The sequence below is a fragment of the Synechococcus sp. CBW1004 genome (assembly GCF_015840715.1).
Classification (GTDB): domain Bacteria; phylum Cyanobacteriota; class Cyanobacteriia; order PCC-6307; family Cyanobiaceae; genus Cyanobium.
Genome location: NZ_CP060397.1, coordinates 2,196,471 through 2,219,873 on the forward strand (window position 1 = coordinate 2,196,471; position 23,403 = coordinate 2,219,873).

At 64.0% G+C, this 23,403-nt stretch carries 12 protein-coding genes, 2 tRNA genes, 3 rRNA genes and 1 pseudogene; 12 read left to right on the forward strand and 6 right to left on the reverse strand.

Features of this window, described 5'->3' with window-relative positions; genetic code table 11:
* Positions 1–139 precede the first annotated feature (139 nt).
* Entirely contained in the window at positions 140–307 is a 168-nt protein-coding gene (locus H8F25_RS17735) for a hypothetical protein (protein ID WP_231596764.1), read from the forward strand.
* On the opposite strand, the gene H8F25_RS10460 is transcribed toward H8F25_RS17735, so the two are convergent.
* Complete coding sequence (locus H8F25_RS10460; RefSeq protein ID WP_231596765.1) at positions 285–1,547, reverse strand: MFS transporter; 1,263 nt, start codon at positions 1,545–1,547, stop codon at positions 285–287. The two genes, H8F25_RS17735 and H8F25_RS10460, sit on opposite strands and share 23 nt — an antisense overlap.
* Entirely contained in the window at positions 1,544–2,920 is a 1,377-nt protein-coding gene (gene rimO, locus H8F25_RS10465) for a 30S ribosomal protein S12 methylthiotransferase RimO (RefSeq protein ID WP_197210367.1), read from the reverse strand. Before rimO ends, H8F25_RS10460 begins: the two co-directional genes overlap by 4 nt.
* 246 nt (positions 2,921–3,166) lie before the next feature.
* Here rimO and H8F25_RS10470 point away from each other — a divergent pair, with 246 nt between their 5' ends.
* Positions 3,167–4,090, forward strand: a complete 924-nt coding sequence (locus H8F25_RS10470; protein WP_197210368.1) for a vitamin K epoxide reductase family protein — start codon at positions 3,167–3,169, stop codon at positions 4,088–4,090.
* 167 nt (positions 4,091–4,257) lie between these two features.
* Here H8F25_RS10470 and nadB read toward each other — a convergent pair whose 3' ends face one another.
* The 3 genes from nadB to H8F25_RS10485 form a co-directional block, all read right to left on the reverse strand.
* A complete protein-coding gene (gene nadB, locus H8F25_RS10475; RefSeq protein WP_231597356.1) occupies positions 4,258–5,832 on the reverse strand; it encodes an L-aspartate oxidase in 1,575 nt (524 codons plus the stop codon).
* A gap of 310 nt (positions 5,833–6,142) precedes the next feature.
* Entirely contained in the window at positions 6,143–6,520 is a 378-nt protein-coding gene (psbU, locus tag H8F25_RS10480) for a photosystem II complex extrinsic protein PsbU (protein WP_197210370.1), read from the reverse strand.
* A 215-nt stretch (positions 6,521–6,735) separates the two neighbouring features.
* The gene (locus H8F25_RS10485; RefSeq protein ID WP_370525722.1) at positions 6,736–7,350 is read right to left on the reverse strand and encodes a DUF3120 domain-containing protein; all 615 of its coding nucleotides are present in this window, start codon (positions 7,348–7,350) and stop codon (positions 6,736–6,738) included.
* Between the two features lie 270 nt (positions 7,351–7,620).
* Between H8F25_RS10485 and H8F25_RS10490 the strand changes: the two genes are divergently transcribed.
* The 10 genes from H8F25_RS10490 to rrf all read left to right on the forward strand — a co-directional run bounded on the left by H8F25_RS10490 (position 7,621) and on the right by rrf (position 20,086).
* Positions 7,621–8,493 carry an undecaprenyl-diphosphate phosphatase gene (locus H8F25_RS10490; protein WP_197210372.1) on the forward strand — a complete coding sequence of 291 codons (873 nt, stop codon included), beginning with the start codon at positions 7,621–7,623 and terminating at the stop codon, positions 8,491–8,493.
* Positions 8,494–8,549: 56 nt separating this feature from the next.
* On the forward strand, positions 8,550–9,935 hold the full coding sequence (locus H8F25_RS10495; protein ID WP_197210373.1) for a TIGR03279 family radical SAM protein: 1,386 nt from the start codon (positions 8,550–8,552) through the stop codon (positions 9,933–9,935).
* A 76-nt stretch (positions 9,936–10,011) separates the two neighbouring features.
* Positions 10,012–11,847, forward strand: a complete 1,836-nt coding sequence (locus H8F25_RS10500) for a TolC family protein (protein ID WP_197210374.1) — start codon at positions 10,012–10,014, stop codon at positions 11,845–11,847.
* Between the two features lie 5 nt (positions 11,848–11,852).
* A complete protein-coding gene (locus H8F25_RS10505) occupies positions 11,853–13,247 on the forward strand; it encodes a BCD family MFS transporter (protein WP_231596766.1) in 1,395 nt (464 codons plus the stop codon).
* The gene (locus H8F25_RS10510) at positions 13,244–14,056 is read left to right on the forward strand and encodes an inositol monophosphatase family protein (RefSeq protein ID WP_197210375.1); all 813 of its coding nucleotides are present in this window, start codon (positions 13,244–13,246) and stop codon (positions 14,054–14,056) included. The genes H8F25_RS10505 and H8F25_RS10510 overlap by 4 nt, the downstream gene beginning before the upstream one ends.
* Before the next feature lie 651 nt (positions 14,057–14,707).
* Positions 14,708–16,192: ribosomal RNA gene (locus H8F25_RS10515) — 16S ribosomal RNA — on the forward strand.
* A gap of 185 nt (positions 16,193–16,377) precedes the next feature.
* Positions 16,378–16,451: transfer RNA gene (locus H8F25_RS10520), tRNA-Ile, on the forward strand.
* Between the two features lie 35 nt (positions 16,452–16,486).
* A tRNA-Ala gene (locus tag H8F25_RS10525) sits at positions 16,487–16,559 on the forward strand.
* Positions 16,560–16,991: 432 nt separating this feature from the next.
* Positions 16,992–19,868 (forward strand): 23S ribosomal RNA (locus tag H8F25_RS10530).
* 101 nt (positions 19,869–19,969) lie between these two features.
* Positions 19,970–20,086 (forward strand): 5S ribosomal RNA (rrf, locus tag H8F25_RS10535).
* Together the 16S, 23S and 5S rRNA genes with 2 tRNA genes alongside form the textbook arrangement of a ribosomal RNA operon.
* A 982-nt stretch (positions 20,087–21,068) precedes the next feature.
* Here rrf and katG read toward each other — a convergent pair.
* Positions 21,069–23,271, reverse strand: a pseudogene (gene katG, locus H8F25_RS10540) (catalase/peroxidase HPI).
* Between the last annotated feature and the right edge of the window lie 132 nt (positions 23,272–23,403).

The following is a 23,403-nucleotide window of genomic DNA, read 5'->3' on the forward strand; positions in this document are numbered from 1 at the left end:
TCAGAGCCCCGCCGCCGGCAGGGCGAAGCTGGAGTTGCAGAGCGGTCTAGGCGAGATGCCGGCGCTGAGCGACGGGAAATGTGTCAACCCTAGAGGCGGCGGGCGTGGAACGGAGTTTCGGCTGCGCTTGTGCCGCTCCATGGCGGGCCTGCCGTCGCCGGCGCCGCTGCCGGAGCGTCTCTGCTGTAATGGCAGCCGTTTCCCGGTTACATCCATGGGCGTGGCTCTCTATCTGGCTCTTGTCGGCGGCGGCCTGACCGCGGCCTTCCTGGCCACCGTCGTGCTCAAGGGTGTGCGTCTGATCTGAGTCGCAGTCCCCGGCGCCCCAGCAGCTCCACCAGGGCCAGGATCATGCCGCTGATGCCCATCAGCGCGAAGGTCTGATCCAGTCCAACGCGCATCGTCAGCAGCGCCGCCAGGAGGCCGCTGAGGCCACCCCCTCCAAGGGCCGCGATCTGTCCCATGGCGGCCATCCGCCCGCGCAGCTCCATCGGCGCTCCCACCTGCAGGACCAGGTTGCTGCCGGCCAGCAGGGACGCTGTGCCCATCCCGATCAGGAAGCTCATGGCCAGTCGGATCCCGTCCTGGTTCGCGTAGGCCATGCCCAGCTGGGCCCAGGAGGTGAGCAGCAGGCTTCCTCCCAGCAGCAGCACGGGTCGTTGCACCAGCCAGCGGCTGCGGCGCTGCAGGGCGATCCCGCCCGTGATGCTTCCAGCGGCCAGCACGCTGGTGAACAGCCCGAGGTTCTGGGGGCTCGGCCCGAGGATGTGGCCGGCGATCAGGGGGGCGAGCCCCGGATGGAAGAACCCCACCAGGCTGGCCAGGGCGGTGAACTGGAGCACATGGCGCAGGGTCGGGCCGCTCTCTTTCCATGCGGCCCCGAGGGAGGTGCGTTCCCCGGTGCCGCTGCGCCTCTCCAGGCTGAGGTCGGGCTGCAGGAGCCACAGCACGGTGGCAATCGGCAGCAGATAGCTGAGTGCATCGAGTGCCAGGGCGATCGGCACGCCCGCCAGGGCCACCAGCCCTCCACCGATGGGCGGGCCCACCAGCTTGCCGACGTTGAAGACCACCGAGAAGCTGGCCAGATAGGGAGCGAGCTGCTCCGGTCTCTCCACCAGCAGCGCGCAGTACTTGTTGCGGGCGGTCAGTTCGTAGCTGCTGGCCACTCCCACCAGCAGGGTGCTGAGCAGCAGCGCCATCATCAGGGCGGCCGGCCAGCGGGCCAGCAGCGGGATCGCCACCGCTCCCATTCCGCTGGCGGCCAGCAGACCCCACTGGGCCCGGATCAGAACGGCCTCACTGCCGAGTCGGTCGGTGAGCACCCCGGCCGGGCCACTGAACACCAGGCTGGGCAGTGCCAGGGCGGCGAAATGGAGCGAGAGCAGCAAGGGGCTGCCGCTGTCCTGCAGCAGGAGCCAGCCCTTGGCAGTGAGACCGGCGAAGGATCCAGCGGTGCTGAGTCCGGAAGCCAGCAGGAAGAGGCGGCGCTGATGGCGGCTCCGCCAGCCGTGCCGGCGGAGCGGGGTTGCCGGTTCTGGTCCGATCAAGCGTCGCGCCGGCCGACGGCGCGCACCGCGCCCACCAGCTCGCGGGCGCCCACCACGATGCCGCGCAGGTCATAGGTCTCGGCGGCGGTGATCTGCACGGGCACCATCGTGCCGGGGGCGGCGCAGAGGCCCCCCTCGCCGGGGCTCACCCGCACTTCGCCGTCCACGTCCGGCGCGAAGCGGCTGCAGCGGCCCAGCATCTCCCCTGTCGATGGGTTCTCCTGCTCGATCAGCACATCGACGATGCGCCCCACCCAGGCGGCATTGCGTTCGGCGGCGATCGGCTGCTGCAGCGCCATCAGGCGGCTCTTGCGCTCGTCAGCCACCTCCGCAGGCACCGGGTCGGGCAGTGCGGCGGCTGGGGTGCCGTCCTCCGGAGAGAAGGTGAACACCCCCACATGGTCGAAGCGCTGCTCGGCCACGAAATCGAGCAGGTGCTGGAAGTGCTTCTCGGTCTCGCCCGGGTAGCCGACGATGAAGGTGGTGCGCAGCACGGCTTCGGGCAGCTGCTCCCGGATGCGGCGCAGCAGACCGCCGGTCACGTCCGCCTGCCAGGGGCGATTCATCGCCCGCAGCACCTCGGGGTGGCTGTGCTGCAGCGGTAGATCGAGATAGGGCAGCACATTCGGCACCTCCCGGTAGGCCGCCAGCACCTCGGGTGTCAGGCCTGTGGGATAGGCGTAATGCACCCGGATCCAGGGGATCTCCACGCCTCCAAGGGCCCGCAGCAGATCTGCCAGCCTGGGCTTGCCGTACAGGTCGAGGCCGTAGTTGGTGGTGATCTGGCTGATCAGGATCAGCTCCTGCACCCCCTGGGCCGCCAGCTGGTGTGCCTCGGCAACGACCGACTCGATCGTCCGCGAGCGCTGATCGCCGCGCAGCTTCGGAATGATGCAGAAGGAGCAGCGGTAGTCGCAGCCCTCAGCCACCTTCAGGTAGGCCACCGCCTCGGAGGTGGTGCGGTAGCGGGGCAGGTGCTCATCGGCCACGAAGGTGGGATTGGCGCTGACGCGATTCACCCGCTCGCCGGCCTCCACCCGCCGCAGCACCTCGACGATGTGCTGGTAGTCGCCCGTGCCCACCACGGCCTTCGCCTCGGGCAGTGAATCGAGAAGCTCCTGCTGAAACTGCTGCGCCAGGCAGCCGGCGATGATCAGCTCCTTGCCCTGTTCGGCCAGTTCCACCAGGGTGCGCACCGATTCCTCGCGGGCGTCCTGGATGAAGCTGCAGGTGTTCACCACCACCACCGAGGCCTCGCTTTCATCGGCGCTCACGCCGTAGCCGGCCTCCGCCAGCAGGCCGAGCATGTGCTCGGTGTCCACCCGATTCTTTTCACAGCCCAGGTGGGCGAAGGCGACGGTCGGCAATCCCATGGGACGGGGTCTTCAGTGAAGGGTGGAGGCGGCATGTCGGCGGCGATGGCAAGGCCGACGCCCGGTTGCAGATCTCCGCTGGGGCGGGTGTGATGCCAGCTCCCGCTCAGGAGGGAGCGAGTCCCCCGCTCATGGGGGGCGACCCCTGCCAGGGAGCGCAGGACCGGAGCTCAGTCCACAACCCTAGGCAACATCCGGCACCCCACCCGGAAGACTGCGAGAATCGCCCCACTGCCTCTGTTGTCCGTGACTTCCACCCGCCTGGCTGATCGCCTGACCACCCGCCGGCGCAGCGATACCGGCAATCGCTGGCTTCGGGTGGCGATGGCCGTCCTGGCCACAGTGGGGGTGATTGATACCGCCACCATCACCCTGGAGCGCTGGGGATTGCTGGGGGAACTGTCCTGCCCAGGGGGCGCCCATGGCTGCCAAAAGGTGCTCGCCAGCCCCTGGGGCACCGTGCTGGGCCAGCCCCTCTCGCTTTACGGCCTGCTGGCCTATGGAGCAGTGCTGATCCTGGCGCTGCTGCCTCTGGTGCTCCGCGGGGAGAACAGGGCCCGCATCGGCCCCCTCAGCTGGTGGGGACTGCTGCTCCTCAGTACCGGCATGACGGTGTTCAGCCTGGTGCTGATGGGGGTCATGGTCTTCAAGATCCAGGCTTTCTGTCCCTTCTGTGTGCTGTCGGCCTGCCTGAGCCTGGTGCTGTTCGTGCTCAGTCTGGTGGGAGGGGAATGGCCGGATCGGGGCCAGCTGATCTTCCGGGTGGTGCTCCTGGCCCTGCTGGTGCTCCTCGCCGGCCTTGGCTGGTCAACGGCCGTCGGCAGGCCGGAGTCGAGCCTGGGCAAGGGGGTGCCGATTCCGGTCACCTCCCCCAGCACACCCGCCACGATCGCTCTTGCAGAGCACCTGAGCCGCACCGGCGCCCGTATGTATTCGGCCTACTGGTGCCCGCACTGCCATGACCAGAAGGAACTGTTCGGCAAGGAGGCTGCGGCGAAGCTGACGGTCATCGAGTGTGCCCCCGACGGCCGTGACAGCCAGGCGGAACTCTGCAGCACCAAGAACATTCAGGGCTATCCCTCCTGGGAGATCAACGGCAAGCTCGATTCCGGGGTCAAACCACTGGCCAGGCTGGCTGAGATGAGCGGCTTCAAGGCCGGCGGGGAGTGATCCCCTGCCGGGTTGCCGATCGGCTTTTTCAGGCGGGACGGGTGAAACGCCTCAGCCCCTGCTTCGCAGTGGTCCCGCAGTCGCCTTCCCTCCTCGCCGATTGAGCAGCTGTCTTGGCTGATCGAGATTGCTTCGTCAGCACCTGCCGCGCTGGCTCATCAGACGGGTCAGGCCCCTTGCACCGCTGCGGTGGATGGTGGACGGTCCCGCTCCTGCACGGTGTGGACACGCCAGAACGGCTGGCTCGCCGGGGCGTCGCGCCGGAAGTGTCCGCCACGGCTTTCGTTGCGGAACAGAGCCGCCTCGATCAGCAGGTTGGCGAGCACCAGTCGCTGCTGCAGCTCCTGCAGTTGGAGCAACCGCCGCTGTTCTTCGGGGTTCAGCACCACAGCATCCCCTGGCTCCAGGGTCCGGATCCCGCTCAGCAGAGGGGCCAGCGCCAGCTCTGCCCGGCGCTGGCGCACCCAGTGCAGCGCTGGTGTGAGACCTCCTGCTGAGCGCTCCACACCGGCCGCCTGCCAGCACAGCTGGCGCAGCTCGACGATCTCTGCCTGGGGATCCCGGGCCTCTGATGGGCTGTCCTCCGTCCAGCGACAGCGCCGTTCTGCCGCAGGTGGCGGGAGGGGCTGCAGGCGCAGGTTCCGAAGCTGGCGTGCGAACACCAGGCACTCCATCAGTGAGTTGCTGGCCAGTCGATTGGCACCGTGCACGCCCGTGCAGGCGACCTCCCCCACCGCATACAGCCCGGGAAGGGAGGTGGCGGCGTTGAGATCCGTCGCAATGCCTCCCATCCAATAGTGCGCGGCCGGGGCCACCGGGATCGGCCGCTCGAGCGGACGGAGTCCCAGTTCGTGGCAGCGGCCCAGAATCGTCGGGAACTGCCGCTCCAGACGCTCGCGCCCGACCGGGCGCATGTCGAGCCACAGATGCTCCACTCCCTGGGCCTGCATGCGCCGGGCCAGGGCGCGGCTCACCTGGTCGCGGGGCGCCAGGTCGCCTCCCGGCAGGTCCTGCACGGGACTGACGCCATGGGCGTCCTGCAGACGTGCACCCTCCCCGCGCACCGCCTCGGAGATCAGGAAGTGGGGTGCCCCCGGAAGCATCAGGGCGGTGGGGTGAAACTGCACGAACTCGAGGTCGCGCACCCGGGCGCCCGCGCTCCACGCCATCGCCACGCCGTCACCGCTGGCCTGGCTGGGGTTGGTGGTGTGGGCGAACAGGTGGCCGCCGCCGCCGCTGGCCAGCACGACGGCACCGGCCCGCAGCCAGCGAACCGACCCTCGATCGAGGACCTGCAGCCCCACGCAGCAGCCCGCCTCGACCCACAACTGCAGTGCCGGCATTCCCTTGCGCTGCACCAGGCCGGGGCGCCGCAGCACCTCCCTTTCCAGGGCATCCACGAGCGCTCCACCGGTGCGGTCCTGGGCATGCAGGACACGCCGGTGGCTATGGGCCGCCTCGAGGGTGGTGCTCAGGCCTCCGGGGGTGCGGTCGAAGTCCATGCCCAGCTGGAGCAGTCGCTCCACGCAGGCGGGTGCCTGACGGACCAGCAGCTCCACCGCATCGCGGTCGCACAGACCAGCTCCGGCCCGCAGGGTGTCCTGGATGTGACTGTCAAAGCTGTCGTCCGCACGCGTGACGGCGGCGATGCCCCCCTGGGCCCAGCGGCTGGCGGAAGGAGGGCCGCTGTTCTTGCTCAGCAGCAGCACCCGCAGTCCTGCGGGCAGCTCCAGCGCGGTCATCAGACCGGCGGCACCGCTGCCGATCACTACCACGTCCCACTGGCCGGCAAGGGGAGCTGCCGACGTCGGCTCCGGGCTCACAGCCGTCCTGGTGTGGGAGAAGGCCGAGTCGGCGGCGCGGGACTCCCCGTCGGGCTGTTCTCGCGGGAGTCCTGAGGATGGTGGTGCAGGGGAGGCGGCCGATCCGCTGGTCATGGCGCTGCCGCACTGCCACTGAGCCTATGGGATGCAGGTGCGCTGGCACACAGCAAAAAGCCGCCGGGGTCACCGGCGGCCTGAAGGTGCGGAAAGAGGGGGCTGGATTCGGGGATCAGCGGTACTGACCGTCGTTGATTCGGTCGAAGCCCTCGTTGAGCGCGATGGCGGGTGGGGTGACGGTGAAGTTGTCCTTGTACTTCGAGAACAGCTCCTTCTGGCGGTCGGTCAGGTCGAGATCCAGCACGTCATCGACACTGTTATAAGGGCCGCCCAGAACGATCTTGCCGGCCAGGGTGGGGTACATCCCCGGAAACTGCTGAAAGCGACGCACCGAGCAGTTGTTGAGATCGATCTTGCCGCCGCTCTCGGCGATCTTGTCGTCGGCCAGATTGCGCAGCTCCGCAGCATGGGCGGGCGCCGGCAGCAGCAGGCTCACGAGCAGACCGGCCATCACCACACCACTCATCAGCCAGGCAAGCAGCCGCTTCATCACGTCACTCCGTAGGAGGGGAAACATTGGTCAGGGACTGAACGCGGGCACGACCTGAGGTCGTCCCGGGCGGTCTGAAGAGGAGATCCGCAGAAGGACCGCCGCCCCATACCGCAAACAACGTTACAGAAGCAACTCCGGGCCACAGGGGCCGGTTCCCCGGCGTTTGCAGTTCTTCAGAAGGCGAGCCCCTGCAGCGATCCCGTGCTCAGGTGTCAGATCAGACCGCTGAACCGTGGGGCGGCCAGGGATGCGGCCAGAAACAGACCATCGACCGCCAGGGTGGTGGCGATGGTCACGGCGGCGAGACGGCCTGCCGTGCCTCGCTTCCGGAGCCACCCTGCCAGGCCCAGCAGCAGGCTGGCCATGGTTCCGACCACGACCAGGGGGAGGGGACGAAGGACAACCATGGCGGCGGCCTGCAGCAGCGCAGGGGCCTCCTGGAGCGGCGCGCTCAACACCTGCGGCCACAGTTCCATCACGCCGCTGAGGAGCATGGCGACATCGGTGGCGGCCGTCCCCAGCAATGAGGCCAGATAAAAGATCCCCGCCAGTCGCCACCTACCCCCCAGCCCCGCCACCGCCAGGGGGAGGGCAAAGGCCTCGACCGGCAGATGCCAGGCCGGATGCAGGCGGCACCAGCCCCAGAAGAGAGCGCCTCCCAGCCAGCTGCCGCTGAAGCCGACCAGCAGGGCTCCCACATCCTTCCAGTGGGGGGAGCGATGGCGTTCCAGCAGAATCCCGATCGCCACCAGAGCTGCTGTGAACAGGGCTGCGGCCATGGGCGCGGCGCGCACCCAGGGCGCCTGCACGAACACCGGCAACACCACCAGGGCTCCAGCCAGGGCCGGCAGGGGAACAGCTGGCTGCTCGGTCGCTGCAACGCATGACCCGGAGACGGAGACTCTCCGCCGGTTCAGGCTTGGATCGGCATCGACGGCAGGTGCTGGAACCCGGACCGGGATGTAACGAGAACTGACGCCGGAGGGAACCGCGACCACCGCTGCGGGGCACCGAGAAAGGCAGTCCACCATAAGGGGGGCGTTCCTGGCTGTGAGAGGGGACGACAGGTAGCGTCAGGCCTGCGGCCCTGAGCAGGCATGTCCATCCCAGCCACCACAGGCGATCTGACTCTGCTCGAAGCCTGCTGGCATGCCGTGGTGCTGGGGGTGGTCCAGGGGCTCACCGAGTTCCTGCCGATCAGCAGCACCGCTCACCTCAAGGTTGTCCCTGTGCTGCTCGGTTGGGGCGATCCCGGCGTGGCGTTCACCGCAGTGATTCAGCTGGGCAGCATCGCGGCCGTGCTCGCCTATTTCCGCGCTGACCTGGCGAACGTCCTTGCGGCGGTCAGCAGTGCCTTCCGTCAGGGCAGCTGGGGTGACCCGGATGCCCGTCTGGGAGTGGCGATCGCTCTGGGAACCCTGCCGATCGTCCTCGCCGGTCTGGCCCTCAAGAGCTTTGTCCCCGACTACGACAATTCGATCCTGCGCAGTCTGACCTCGATCGGCGTCGTTTCGATCGTGATGGCTCTTCTCCTGGCGGTGGCCGAGCTGCTCGGTTCCCGCCAGCGCAGGATGGATGCGGTCCGTCCCCGTGACGGTCTGCTGGTGGGCCTGGCCCAGGCCCTGGCGCTCGTGCCGGGGGTGTCCCGCTCGGGAAGCACCCTGACGGCCTCCCTGTTCGATGGCTGGCAGCGGGCCGCCGCCGCCCGCTTCTCGTTTCTGCTCGGGATCCCGGCGATCACGCTGGCCGGGTTGGTCGAGCTCAAGGCTGCGGTCGAGGCTCCGGCGAACGGTGGGCTGATTCCGATGCTGGTCGGTGTCCTGGCTGCAGCGGTGGTGTCCTGGCTGGCGATTGCCTGGCTGCTGCGTTTTCTGCGGAACCACAGCACCTGGGTCTTCGTCGGCTACCGGTTGCTGTTCGGCCTGCTGCTGCTGACGGTCTTCCGCCACGTCGAGGCTGGCACTCCCTGAATCCCTTCGCCGCGCCACGGGACAGACTGGTGCCTGAAGCGTCCTGAGAACGAGCTGTGTGGAACGAGCCTCAGGCAGGCATCCCGCTGGCCCCGGCTGAAGCCGCCGCTGGTGCGGCCACCCTGCCGCGGCCGGCGGTTGTGACCGGGGTCGAGCCGGATTCGATCGCCGAGGAGCTCGGGTTTCAGCCCGGCGACCGCTTGCTCAGTCTCAATGGGATCCGCCCCCGCGATCTGATCGATTTCCAGATCCTGCAGGGGGAGGAGGAGCTGGTGCTCGAGGTCGAGGACCCCGATGGCACGCAGCACACCGTCGAGCTCGAGAAGGATGCCGATGAGTCTCTGGGCCTTTCCTTCAGCGAGGCTCTGTTCGACGGCCTGCGCCAGTGCAACAACCACTGCGCCTTCTGTTTCATCGACCAGCAGCCTCCCGGGCGCCGCCGCACGCTCTATCTCAAGGATGACGACTACCGGCTGAGCTTCCTCTACGGCTCCTATCTGACGCTCACCAATCTCACCGCAGCCGACTGGCAACGGATTGAGGAGCAGCGCCTTTCTCCCCTGTTCGTGTCGGTCCACGCCACGGATCCAGAGCTCCGCAGCCGTCTGCTTGTCAATCCCCGCGGGGCCCTGCTGATGGACCAGCTCCGCTGGTTCGCGGCGCGCCGGCTCCAGATCCATGCCCAGGTGGTGGTGTGTCCCGGTCTCAACGATGGTGAGGCTCTGACACGCACGCTGCAGGATCTGGCCTCCTTTGCCGGAGGGGAATGGCCGGCGGTGCTCTCCACGGCTGTGGTGCCTGTTGGGCTCACACGCTTCCGGCCCGATGGCGATGCGCTGCGGCCGGTGGATCGGCAGACGGCGCGGCAGGTGATCGAGAGGGTGGAGCCCCTGCAGCGGCGCTTTCAGGAGGAGCTGGGGAGTCGTTTCGCCTGGCTTTCCGACGAGTGGTACCTGATTGCGGGGCTTCCCCTGCCTCCGCGAGCCAGCTACGAGGACCTGCCCCAGCAGGAGAACGGCGTCGGCAGTATCCGCGCCTTCCTGGAGGAGCTCGACCAGGCGACGCGCGATCTGCCTGAGGCGGTGGCGCAGCCGAGGCGCTGCAGCTGGGTCGTCGGACGCCTCGTGGCCGAGGCTCTGGCACCTGTGGTGGAGCGGCTCAATCGCGTCAGAGGAGTCACGCTCCGATTGCATGGCCTGCCCAGCCCCTACTGGGGACAGGATCAGGTGGTCACCGGCCTGCTCACCGGATCCGATCTGCTGGCGGGACTGGAGGGGAGGGATCTGGGCGATTGCCTGCTCCTGCCAAGGGTGATGCTGCGTCAGGGTGAGGATGTCTTCCTTGATGACCGCACCCTGGCGGAGCTGCGTCAGGCCCTGCCGGTGCCGGTGCATCTGCTCGGGGGTGCGGACGATCTGGTGGCCCTCTGTCTCGGAACCTGACGGGGGGGTGCCTAAGCTCGGCACCGTTTATCCAGCCTTTCCTGTGGTCCGTCACCATCTTCTGCTCGCGGCACTGATGGTGTCCCCGGTCACGGGGGGCTCTCTGCCCGGTTCAGCTCAGACCAGCCCGACGGCTGCGTCGAGTCAGGAGGCACCCGCGACCACCACCGTTGCCGAGGCGAGCGCCCCCGGCGCCGCCCTGCCTTCGGCCGCTTCCGCTCCGGCGGCGACGGATCCACCCGGGTCGGCTCCTTCATCGGCTGCGGCGACGCAGGATCCGGCCCCACAGAACCTGCAGCTGGCTCCGGCCCTGAAAGGCGATCGGCCCCGGTCAAATGCGACGGTGCTCCCGCCTGCCGCCACCGTGCTTCCTCCGGACCTGAAGAACCTTGGAGCTCCCGCGCCGCTGGCCCTGCCCGATCAGCCGTCGCAGGTTCGCATCCGTGAGTTGCGGCCCCTCAGCCTGACCGACGTCGAGACGCTGGCGGAGGTCAACAACCCCAACCTCAAGGCGTTGGCCACCCAGGTCGAGCAGGCCGCCTCCGCGCTGAAGGCGGAGATCTCGCTCTGGTACCCCCAGCTCAATCTCAACGCCTCACCCTTTCCCACCTATACCGGCGGGCAGCAGTTCAGTACCGGGCTCACCGGGACAGGTCAGCAGCAAGGCCTCACTCTTTCCAACATCTGGCGGATGCAGGCTGCACTGCAGGCGAGCTGGGCGTTGATCAATCCGGCCCGCAATCCGCGCATCGCGGCTGCGCGAGACAACTACGAGAAGGCCAAGAATCAGTATCTGATCGGTCTGCGTGACCTGCGTCTCCAGGCCGCGACCCGCTACTTCGAGCTGCAGGAGGCGGATGAGCAGGTGCGGATCGGCCAGGAATCGGTCCGCTCCTCCCAGGTGAGCCTGCGTGATGCCCGGGCGCGCTTCCAGGCCGGTGTCGCGACCAAGCTGGAGGTTCTTCAGGCCGAAACCCAGCTGGCTCGAGACCAGCAGCTGCTCACCACCGCTCTGCTTGGGCGCAATTCCACAGGCCGACCAGGTCAGGCGGCCGCTCGTCGCAATCTCGCCGCACTGTTGGCGCTGCCGCAGGACGTCACCCCCACGGCCAAGGATCCTTCGCGGGTGATCGGGGTCTGGCTGCCTTCGCTTCAGGAGAGCATCGTGGCGGCCTACACCTTCCGCGAAGAGCTCGACCAGGCGCTGCTGGACATCTCCAGGGCCAACAGCAATGCCAATGCTGAGTTGGCTCAGGTTCAGCCGTTTCTCAATATCGTCAATACGCTCACAGCCGGACGTTCCAATGGATATGAATTCGTCAATACGCCGATCCCCAACGAAGAGGGTTGGAACGTTGACAATAGTGTCGGCCTGAACATCAGTTGGAACCTCTTCGATGGCGGTCGTGCCCGCGCCCTCTACCGTCAGCAGAAACAGGCCGCTCAGGAAAATCGTTATCGCTTCGCAGATCGCCGCGACACAATTCGTCAGGAGGTGGAAGAAAGCTTCTACCTGCTCGATCAGAACAACCGCAATATCAGCACCACCTCCCGTGAGGTGATTTCGGCGCGGGAGTCCCTTCGTCTTGCACGCCTGCGCTTCCAGGCCGGCGTCACCACCCAACGGGAGGTGGTCGACACCCAGCGAGATCTCACCCAGGCCGAAGTGCGCTATACCTCAGCGATTGCCGATTACAACCGCAACCTCGCTCTCCTGCGCCGACGGACTGGCCTTGACCAGATCGGTCTGTGCCCTGTGGTGAACCTGCCGTCCACCAAGCCGGTGATCCCAGGGGTGACCGATGTCCCTGTGGAGCCTCAGCCCCTGGTCCCCGCCTGTCAGGCGAAGTTCCGCCCCGGTGCGGCGTCCGATCAGCTCTCCGCTCCGCTCACGGCTCCAGTCAGTCCCTGATCCCCTTGGCCCGCCCCGCCCGACCCGGTCTTTCGATTCCCGCGACCCTGCGTCTGGGCCTGTTCCAGGGATGCCTTGGATGCCTGGCCGTCATCTTCTCGGGGCTGCTCAACCGGGTGATGCTCAGCGAGCTCGGATTCCCAGGCCTGCTCGTGGGAGGCGCTCTGGCCTTTGAGCAGTTCGTTGCTCCATCACGGGTGCTGTTCGGGCAGATCTCCGATGCGCACCCGCTCTGGGGCCGGCGGCGGGTGCCGTACGTCCTGCTCGGGACCGCTGCCTTCTGTCTCCTGGCGGTGCTGTCGGTGCCGCTCACCTTTCGTCTGGGAAGGCTTTTCTCGGCAGGCAGCCAGCCTGAGCTGGCCCTCGGCATCGCTGGCCTCTGCGGTCTGTATGCGCTGTACGGCCTGGGTGTGTCACTGGCAGCCACCCCCTATCTGGCGCTGGTGATCGACCGCACCGAGGAGCAGGAGAGATCCAGGGCGGTGGGCATCATCTGGTGCATGCTCACCGTGGGAATCGTCATCGGAGCGATCGCCATCAGCCTCAGCCTGGGTTCTCTCGATGGCGTCACCGATCCTGCTCTGCTGGAGCCGGTGCTTCTGCGCTTCATGATCGTGGTCGCCGTGGTGGTCTGGAGCCTGACCCTGGTGGCGCTCTGGGGCATGGAGCCTGCTCGGCTCGACCGTGATCCGAGCGGTGACGAGCCACGCGACGACAGCGTCACCCTCCCTCAGGCCTGGGCTCTGATCACTTCCAGCCGCCAGGTCCTGGTGTTCTTCCTGTTTCTGGTGCTGTTCACGCTCGGTCTCTTCCTGCAGGACCCGGTCCTCGAGAGTTACGGCGCTCAGGTGTTCGCCATGACGATCCGCGACACCACCCAGCTGAATGCCTTCTGGGGGATGGGCACGTTGCTGGGGCTGCTCATGGCGGGACTCTGGATCGTGCCGAGGCTTGGGAAGCTGGCCACGGCCCGTCTCGGGTGCCAGCTCATCGTCGCTTCGTTGGTCCTGCTTCTCCTGTGTGGGCTGCAGCCCAGCGTTCCGCTGCTCAAGCTCGTACTGCTGTTGTTCGGCCTTTCGGCTGGCATTGCTACCAACAGTGCCCTCTGTCTGATGCTGGATTTGACACTGCCTCAGGCTACAGGCACCTTCGTCGGAGTCTGGGGGCTGGCCCAGGCCCTTTCCCGGGCGATGGGCAAGCTGATCGGAGGCGGTCTGTATGACCTCGGCCGACTCCTGCCGCTCGGCAGCGGTCCCTATCCGCCGTTTGCGCTGGTCCTCGGCGTCGAGGCCCTCGTGGCCCTGGCGGCCCTGCTGGCTCTCGAGCGTGTGAACGTGCGTCAGTTCAGAGAGGATACGGATCTGGGTCTGCGAAGGATCCTCGCCATGGAACTGGAATGAACCTCCCGGCCTCCGTCCTGGATCCCCGTCTCGATGCCCTGATCGACAGGGTCGCGGAACGCCAGAGAGCCGATTTCGGGCACATGGCCTCGGACGTGAAACCGGATGGTTCCCTGATCACCGCCTGTGATCGGTGGAGTGACGCCGAGCTGGTGCATGGGCTGGCCGAGCTTTTCCCAGGAGAGGGAGTCCTCAGCGAGGAGGGCCGTCAGCAGGTGCCGACCACCGAGGCCTACTGGGTGGTGGACCCCCTCGATGGCACCACCAACTTTGCCGCTGGCATCCCTTATTGGGCCATCTCGATCGCCCGTTATCAACGGGGCTTGCCGGTGCTGGCTGTTCTTGATGTGCCGCCACTGCGTCAGCGGATCGTTGCCATTCACGGCCAGGGTGCGTGGCGCAATGGCAAGCCCCTGATGTCCCCAGCCAGTCAGACGAGGCTGAAGGGCACCAGTTGCGCCTCTCTCTGCAGTCGCTCGATCCGGGTGTTGCAGGCCCTGCCGGAACGGCGCTTCCCAGGCAAGATCCGACTCCTCGGTGTGGCCAGCCTGAATCTGGTGAGCGTCGCCCTCGGACAGACCGTGGCTGCTCTGGAGGCCACGCCGAAGATCTGGGATCTGGCAGCAGCATGGCTGGTGTTGCGGGAACTGGGGTGTCCTCTGGTCTGGCTGCAGCAGGCCCCCGAGGCCATCGCCCCAGGTGTGGACCTGTCGAACACCCCGTTCCCGGTCCTGGTTGCCCGTAACCAGGAGACTCTGGAGCGGTTCCTACCCTGGGCTCAAGCCCTGCAGCTGCAGGAAGAACACTGATCTTCCTGAAACCCCCCTTGGCCCTTATGCGAGGAGGGTGCTAAGGTTTTGGACTGCGCGGCCGAGGCGAGAGCCCTGGAAGCGCGGACCGACAACCGAGGAGGCGAGAGCCGCCGATGTTGTAGGTTTCTGAGGTCGTCGCGAGACGACGAGCCCGCGAGGTTCCGAGAGGGACCGAAAGCGGGAGCACCTGGACAAGTAAAGAGTTTAGGAACTGACGCTTTCACTGCGTCGTCCCTGAAGGAAGCAACTGCAGGTGACTGTAGAAGCGATTCCGAAAGCCTCGCGTATCAGTCGATACCGGGTGGAGGGAAGGAGGCGAGAGCCGGCCGGAGGGAGACGATGAACGAGCAGTGAAGGTGTGAGGTCCCGTCAAAGAACAACGCTGAAGCATCGCGATGTTGGATGGCCTGAGGTTCTCACGACCGAGGGCTGTCGAAAGTGACGAGCGATGGGACGGCAAACCGGATCTGAGATCCTGGAAAGCTATGGAGATTGTATCAAGATAGCACTCTCGAAACCTTTGTGTCAGCGAAGGGGCAACAACTGAAGGCTGATTGAGAGATCAGTGATTTGGGTGATTGCAAATCAGTCTGAGGACCAATTGTGCTTGTGCAAGCAAGTGTGAGTGGATTCAAGAGGGATTGATCTACAACGGAGAGTTTGATCCTGGCTCAGGATGAACGCTGGCGGCGTGCTTAACACATGCAAGTCGAACGCACCTTCGGGTGAGTGGCGGACGGGTGAGTAACGCGTGGGAACCTGCCCTCAGGAGGGGGATAACGGCTGGAAACGGCCGCTAATACCCCATATGCCGAGAGGTGAAATGAAATTCGCCTGAGGATGGGCCCGCGTCTGATTAGCTAGTTGGTGGGGTAAAGGCCTACCAAGGCGACGATCAGTAGCTGGTCTGAGAGGATGATCAGCCACACTGGGACTGAGACACGGCCCAGACTCCTACGGGAGGCAGCAGTGGGGAATTTTCCGCAATGGGCGAAAGCCTGACGGAGCAACGCCGCGTGAGGGATGAAGGCCTCTGGGCTGTAAACCTCTTTTCTCAAGGAAGAAGAACTGACGGTACTTGAGGAATAAGCCACGGCTAATTCCGTGCCAGCAGCCGCGGTAATACGGGAGTGGCAAGCGTTATCCGGAATTATTGGGCGTAAAGCGTCCGCAGGTGGCCCTGTAAGTCTGTCGTTAAAGCGTGGAGCTTAACTCCATTTAAGCGATGGAAACTACAGGGCTAGAGTGTGGTAGGGGCAGAGGGAATTCCCGGTGTAGCGGTGAAATGCGTAGATATCGGGAAGAACACCAGTGGCGAAGGCGCTCTGCTGGGCCATCACTGACACTCATGGACGAAAGCCAGGGGAGCGAAAGGGATTAGATACCCCTGTAGTCCTGGCCGTAAACGATGAACACTAGGTGTCGGGGGAATCGACCCCCTCGGTGTCGTAGCCAACGCGTTAAGTGTTCCGCCTGGGGAGTACGCACGCAAGTGTGAAACTCAAAGGAATTGACGGGGGCCCGCACAAGCGGTGGAGTATGTGGTTTAATTCGATGCAACGCGAAGAACCTTACCAGGGTTTGACATCCTGCGAATCCCTTGGAAACGAGGGAGTGCCTTCGGGAGCGCAGAGACAGGTGGTGCATGGCTGTCGTCAGCTCGTGTCGTGAGATGTTGGGTTAAGTCCCGCAACGAGCGCAACCCACGTCGTTAGTTGCCAGCATTCAGTTGGGCACTCTAGCGAGACCGCCGGTGATAAACCGGAGGAAGGTGTGGATGACGTCAAGTCATCATGCCCCTTACATCCTGGGCTACACACGTACTACAATGCTACGGACAAAGGGCAGCAAGCTCGCGAGAGTTAGCAAATCCCATAAACCGTGGCTCAGTTCAGATCGTAGGCTGCAACTCGCCTACGTGAAGGAGGAATCGCTAGTAATCGCAGGTCAGCATACTGCGGTGAATACGTTCCCGGGCCTTGTACACACCGCCCGTCACACCATGGAAGTTGGCCACGCCCGAAGTCGTTACTCCAACCCTTGTGGAGGAGGACGCCGAAGGTGGGGCTGATGACTGGGGTGAAGTCGTAACAAGGTAGCCGTACCGGAAGGTGCGGCTGGATCACCTCCTAACAGGGAGACAAACCAGACATTGCTGTTGGATCCATTCTGTGATCCGGCCGATGTCCTGTCATCTCGAAGGTCGATCGGTACCTCAAGCCAGGTTGCCATGATGAGAAGGAGACTTCTGATCGATGGTGATGGTGGTTTCAGTTCCTGAACTCTGTCTAGGTCACCCCACAAGGGTAAGTACTCCTGGGCCATTAGCTCAGGTGGTTAGAGCGCACCCCTGATAAGGGTGAGGTCCCTGGTTCAAGTCCAGGATGGCCCATTCACCGCCTGCTGAGCAGGCAGGACTTGACTGCTGGGGGTTTAGCTCAGTTGGTAGAGCGCCTGCTTTGCAAGCAGGATGTCAGCGGTTCGAGTCCGCTAACCTCCATCCAACGAGGAATCTCGAGTAGCGAAGGAAGGAGTCGCTGCGGTGGTGACCGAACTGCTGAACGCATGTTGCCTCAACAGAGGTGAGGATGCGGAAAGGAATCTAGCCTCCAGGCATTCTGAACGATCAGCTGCCTGGAAGCTGGATTCAGGCTTCTTGAAGGAGAAGCGATGAATTCAGCAAGAACCTTGACAACTGCATAGGTGAGTTTGGAAAGAAAGCATCTCATGGATGCCCAGCGCGAGCTGGGATTCTATGGAGTTTAAGAGCTGAGACTTTCCAATGTTCTTCCAAGCCTGCCGAGGGTAAGGGAGTTTGATCCTGGACGTCAGGAGGAGAGTGGATTGTGCTGCGAAAGCAGGATGGTCAGCTCAAACCTTGACGCTGGGAGAAGGGGCCTCAACAGCCCTATGGCATTGGAAAGATTTTATAGGTCAAGCTACAAAGGGCTCACGGTGGATACCTTGGCACACAGAGGCGATGAAGGACGTGGTTACCTGCGATAAGTCTCGGGGAGCTGGAAACACGCTTTGATCCGGGAATTTCCGAATGGGGCAACCCCTAGAACGGCCGCCTGAATCCATAGGGCGGTGCGAGCCAACCCAGCGAACTGAAACATCTTAGTAGCTGGAGGAAAGGAAAGTAAAAACGACTCCCTCAGTAGCGGCGAGCGAACGGGGAAGAGCCTAAACCGATGGGTTCGCCCATCGGGGTTGTGGGACAGCGTTGTGGTACCAGTGCCGTTAGGAGAAGCGCTTGAAAGGCGCGCCATAGAGGGTGAAAGCCCCGTATCTGAAAACGAATCTGGCCTAGCTGTATCCCGAGTAGCACGGAGCACGTGAAATTCCGTGTGAATCCGCGAGGACCACCTCGTAAGGCTAAGTACTCCTGTGTGACCGATAGCGCAACAGTACCGCGAGGGAAAGGTGAAAAGAACCCCGGGAGGGGAGTGAAATAGAACATGAAACCGTGAGCTTACAAGCAGTGGGAGCCCGACTGATCGGGTGACCGCGTGCCTGTTGAAGAATGAGCCGGCGACTTATAGGCACTGGCAGGTTAAACCGGAAATGGTGGAGCCATAGCGAAAGCGAGTCTGAATAGGGCGATCGTCAGTGTTTATAGACCCGAACCCGGGTGATCTAACCATGGCCAGGATGAAGCTTGGGTGATACCAAGTGGAGGTCCGAACCGACTGATGTTGAAAAATCAGCGGATGAGCTGTGGTTAGGGGTGAAATGCCAATCGAACCCGGAGCTAGCTGGTTCTCCCCGAAATACGTTGAGGCGTAGCGTCTGGTGCTCCAATTGGGGGGTAAAGCCACCGTTTCGGTGCGGGCTGCGAGAGCGGTACCAAATCGAGACGAACTCTGAATACCCAATGTGTAGCCAGGCAGTCAGACTGTGGGGGATAAGCTCCATGGTCGAAAGGGAAACAGCCCAGACCGCCAGCTAAGGTCCCCAAATCGATGCTCAGTGATAAAGGAGGTGGGATTGCCCAGACAACCAGGAGGTTTGCCCAGAAGCAGCCATCCTCAAAGGAGTGCGTAATAGCTCACTGGTCGAGCGATCCTGCGCCGAAAATGAACGGGGCTAAGCATCGTACCGAAGCTGCGGATTTAACTTGTTAAATGGTAGGGGAGCGTTCCATGTGGGGCGAAGCGTTAGCGTAAGCGGGCGTGGACTGCATGGAAGTGAGAATGTCGGCTTGAGTAGCGAAAACATGGGTGAGAATCCCATGCCCCGAAACCCTAAGGGTTCCTCCGGCAGGCTCGTCCGCGGAGGGTTAGTCAGGACCTAAGGCGAGGCCGAAAGGCGTAGTCGATGGACAACAGGTCAACATTCCTGTACCGGTCATGTTTTGGGAAGGGGGACGGAGAAGGCTAGCCTGGCCAGAAGTTGGTTACTGGTCCAAGCGTTCGAGGCGTTGAGAGCTGGCGAAAACAGCTTGAGCTGAGGCGTGAGTGCGAGCTGCTACGGCAGCGAAGCAGGTGATGTCAAGCTTCCAAGAAAAGCCCTATACCCGTTAAGGCATGACTGCCTGTACCCGAAACCGACACAGGTGGGGTGGTAGAGAATACCGAGGGGCGCGAGGTAACTCTCTCTAAGGAACTCGGCAAAATGGCCCCGTAACTTCGGGAGAAGGGGTGCCACCGCAAGGTGGTCGCAGTGAAGAGGCCCAGGCGACTGTTTACCAAAAACACAGGTCTCCGCTAAGTCGCAAGACGATGTATGGGGGCTGACGCCTGCCCAGTGCCGGAAGGTTAAGGAAGCTGGTCAGCGCAAGCGAAGCTGGCGACTGAAGCCCCGGTGAACGGCGGCCGTAACTATAACGGTCCTAAGGTAGCGAAATTCCTTGTCGGGTAAGTTCCGACCCGCACGAAAGGCGTAACGATCTGGGCGCTGTCTCGGAGAGAGGCTCGGCGAAATAGAATTGTCTGTGAAGATGCGGACTACGTGCACCCGGACAGAAAGACCCTATGAAGCTTTACTGTAGCTTGGTATTGTGCCCGGGCTCGCAATGCGCAGGATAGGTGGGAGGCTTTGATCATCGGCTTGCGGGTCGATGTGAGCCACTGGTGAGATACCACTCTTTGCGAGCTAGGGTTCTAACAGCCACCCGTGATCCGGGGGCTGGACAGTATCAGGTGGGCAGTTTGACTGGGGCGGTCGCCTCCTAAAAGGTAACGGAGGCGCGCAAAGGTTCCCTCAGGCTGGTTGGAAATCAGCCGACGAGTGTAAAGGCAGAAGGGAGCTTGACTGTGAGACCTACAAGTCGAACAGGGACGAAAGTCGGCCTTAGTGATCCGACGGTTCTGAGTGGAAGGGCCGTCGCTCAACGGATAAAAGTTACTCTAGGGATAACAGGCTGATCTCCCCCAAGAGTTCACATCGACGGGGAGGTTTGGCACCTCGATGTCGGCTCATCGCAACCTGGGGCTGAAGTCGGTCCCAAGGGTTGGGCTGTTCGCCCATTAAAGCGGTACGCGAGCTGGGTTCAGAACGTCGTGAGACAGTTCGGTCCATATCCGGTGCATGCGCAGGAATATTGAGAGGAGTTCTCCCTAGTACGAGAGGACCGGGAGGAACGCACCTCTGGTGTACCAGTTATCGTGCCAACGGTAAACGCTGGGTAGCCATGTGCGGAGAGGATAACCGCTGAAAGCATCTAAGTGGGAAGCCCACCTCAAGATGAGTATTCCCATGGCGTTAGCCAGTAAGGTCACGGGAAGAACACCCGTTGATAGGCTCTACGTGGAAGCGCAGTAATGTGTGAAGCGGAGGAGTACTAATAGACCGAGGGCTTGACCACCACTCAACTCAAAGCTTTCTTTTCCAGGCGTGTTGTTTCTGTCAAGGCAGGGACGACCCAACCTATGCAGTTCTCAGGGCTCACCTGAGGATCAAGACTATCCTGGTGTCCATAGCGCTGTGGTCCCACTCCGATCCATCTCGAACTCGGATGTGAAACGCAGCAGCGGCGATGATAGTTGGGGGGTAGCCCCCTGCGAAAGCAGCACGATGCCAGGTAAAACCTTGATTCCAGCCTCCAGTGAAGCCATGACCGGACTGCCGTGTCATGGCGTGATGGAGGATCAATGATGGATGCAGTTACTGCACCGAGATCAGCCACCCGATGGGTGGCTTTTTTTATGGCGTGCCTCCGCTGGGTGGTGTGCGCCGGGCGCGAACTGCCGTGCTGCTGCTGCGGTGCTGGGGTCGGCCGCACGCGGCAATAGCAGAGAACGAGCGGTCGTGGGAGGCAGCTGAACACCAATGATCTGAGCCTGCACGCAAATGAATCCTCCACGGCAATGGAATCGGATCCCAGAGGTGTCTGGTTGAGCCCAGATTGGTCTCCTTTCGCGCTGCGGAATGCTGAGGCCTGCGAGGCTTGTGACGAAAGTTACTAACGGTGGTGCCTTGCGAGGCGGAGGCCCTCTGAGCCTGAAGCCGGCCTTTAAGCTGAGAATGATTCGCAATGGCAGGCGTGTCGCCTGCGATCCCATGGCCCCGTCCATCGGTTCTCTTGAGGAACAGTCGGTTCGCCGCAGTTCCATTCAGCAGGACAAGAAAAAGGGCTGTCGGCAGAAGAAATGCTCCAACTGGAAGGGCGGAAAGTGTCGCTGTGGGCGAGATTGAGCAGAGTGTTTCCTGCCCGCACGCTCAGCTTCGCCAGCGGCGTCGTCTCCACGGATGGCGCCCTGGATGGTCTGAGGAATGACTTCGGATTGCACTTCTCTGGCGTTGGATGTGTGCAATCAGCGGCCATTGGCTCCTGGGGTTGAGTACGTCCCCCTTCGACTATCGCACTCATCGGGGTCTGGCGGTCTTTGGCGATCGTTCGAGATCATCGACCCCTGCTGCGCTCAATGTCCTGTCTGCCCGGACTGATTGCACCGAACGCTTCGTGACTACTTCTGCTCTGATCATCCAGTTGAGCCGAAGGACGCATTGAGCTTGTTGCGGACGCCCCCCTCGCGCGCCTAACGGATGTGGGGCTGCAGAAGACTCAGCGCTTCAGATCGAAGCGATCCGCCTCCATCACCTTCACCCAGGCCTTCACGAAATCGCGGGCAAAGCGTGGGGCTCCATCGCTCTGGGCATACACCTCGGCGATCGCCCGCAGTTGCGAGTTGGAGCCGAACAACAGGTCCACCCTGGTGCCTGTCCAGCGCAGGGCGCCGCTGCTGCGGTCGCGTCCTTCGAACAGCTCACCGGTCTCATTGACCGGGCTCCAGCTGGTGCCCATGTCGAGCAGGTTCACGAAGAAGTCACTGCTCAGCACACCGGGCCGCTCGGTGAGCACGCCATGGCGGCTGCCGCCGCTGTTGGCGCCCAGCACACGCAGGCCGCCCACCAGCACGGTCATCTCCGGCGCGCTCAGCCCCAGCAGCTGGGCCCGGTCCACCAGCAGGTGTTCTGCCGTCACAGTCATCGGGCCCTTCTGCCAGTTGCGGAAGCCATCGGCCTGAGGCTCCATCACGGCAAAGGACGCCACATCCGTCTGCTTCTGACTGGCATCCATCCGCCCTGGCGTGAAGGGCACCTCCACGCTCTGGCCTGCGGCGGCAGCTGCCTGTTCCACGCCCACGCCACCGGCCAGCACGATCAGATCCGCCAGCGAGACCCGCATGCCATCGCCGCGCGAAGCGTTGAACGCCTGTTGGATGCCTTCAAGTACGCCCAGAACCCGCTGCAGCTGCTCGGGCTGGTTCACCGCCCAGTCCTTCTGGGGTGCCAGCCGCACCCGGGCGCCGTTGGCGCCGCCGCGCTTGTCGGAGCCGCGGAAGGTGGAGGCCGAGGCCCAGGCGGTGCTCACCAGCTCGGCCACGCTCAGGCCCGCAGTCCGCACACGGTGCTTGAGACCGGCGATGGCGGCGTCATCGACAAGGGGGTGATTCACCGCCGGAATCGGGTCCTGCCAGATCAGGTCGTCCTCAGGCACCTCCGGCCCCAGGTACAGAGTCTTCGGCCCCATGTCACGGTGGGTGAGCTTGAACCAGGCGCGAGCGAAGGCATCGGCAAAGGCCTCCGGATGCTGGTGGAAATGGCGAGAGATCGGCTCGTAGATCGGATCGAAGCGCAGCGACAGATCCGCCGTCGTCATCATCGGCGGGTGCTTGAGCCCAGGGATGTGCGCGTCGGGGATCAGGTCCTCTTCGCGGCAATCCCTGGCCTGCCACTGCCAGGCGCCGGCAGGGCTCTTGATCAGCTCCCACTCGTAGCCGAACAGCATGTCGAAGTAGCCCATGTCCCAGCGGGTGGGATGGGGTTTCCAGGCCCCTTCGATGCCGCTGGTGGTGGCGTCGGCTCCCTTGCCGCTGCCGTGGCGGTTATGCCAGCCCAGCCCCATCTCCTCCAGTGGCGCTCCTTCTGGGGGAGGGCCCACCAGATCGGCGCTGGCGGCGCCGTGGGCCTTGCCGAAGGTGTGGCCGCCGGCGGTGAGGGCCACCGTTTCTTCATCGTTCATCGCCATGCGTGCGAAGGTCTCGCGCACATCGCGGCCGGAGGCCACCGGGTCGGGTACGCCATTGGGCCCCTCGGGGTTCACGTAGATCAGGCCCATCTGCACGGCGGCCAGCGGGTTCTCCAGCTGCCGCTCGCCGCTGTAGCGCTCATCGCCCAGCCAGGTTGTTTCGTTACCCCAGTAGATGTCCTCCTCGGGCTGCCAGATATCGGCGCGACCGCCGCCGAAGCCGAAGGTGCGCAGCCCCATCGATTCGAGCGCGCAGTTGCCGGCCAGGATCATCAGGTCGGCCCAGGAGATCTGGTTGCCGTACTTCTGTTTGATCGGCCACAGCAGACGGCGGGCCTTGTCGAGGTTGCCGTTGTCGGGCCAGCTGTTGATCGGGGCGAAGCGCTGGTTGCCGGTGCCGGCGCCCCCCCCGGCCATCGGCGGTGCGGTATGTGCCGGCGCTGTGCCAGGCCATGCGGATGAACAGACCGCCGTAGTGGCCCCAGTCGGCCGGCCACCACTCCTGGGAGTCGGTCATCAGGGCGATCAGGTCGCTCTTGAGGGCCTGATAATCGAGCTGGCGGAATGCTTCGGCGTAGTCGAACCCAGAGCCCAGCGGGTTGGAAGCAGGACTGTGCTGGTGAAGGATGCCCAGGTTCACCTGCTGGGGCCACCAGTCGCGGGGAGACGGCCCCCTCCCCGCCACCGCCATCGGCGCGGCGCCGTGGTTGAAGGGGCACTTGCCGAGTTCGGTCATGACGGGCCGTGGGTGGCGGGTCCAGGCTTGACCGTAGGCAGACCGAACAGCAGGGCTGTCACGGCCTCACAGACCTTCGCAGATCAGATTGTGGAGGGCGCGACAGGCTTCTGAGGTCCTTCGCAATCGTCA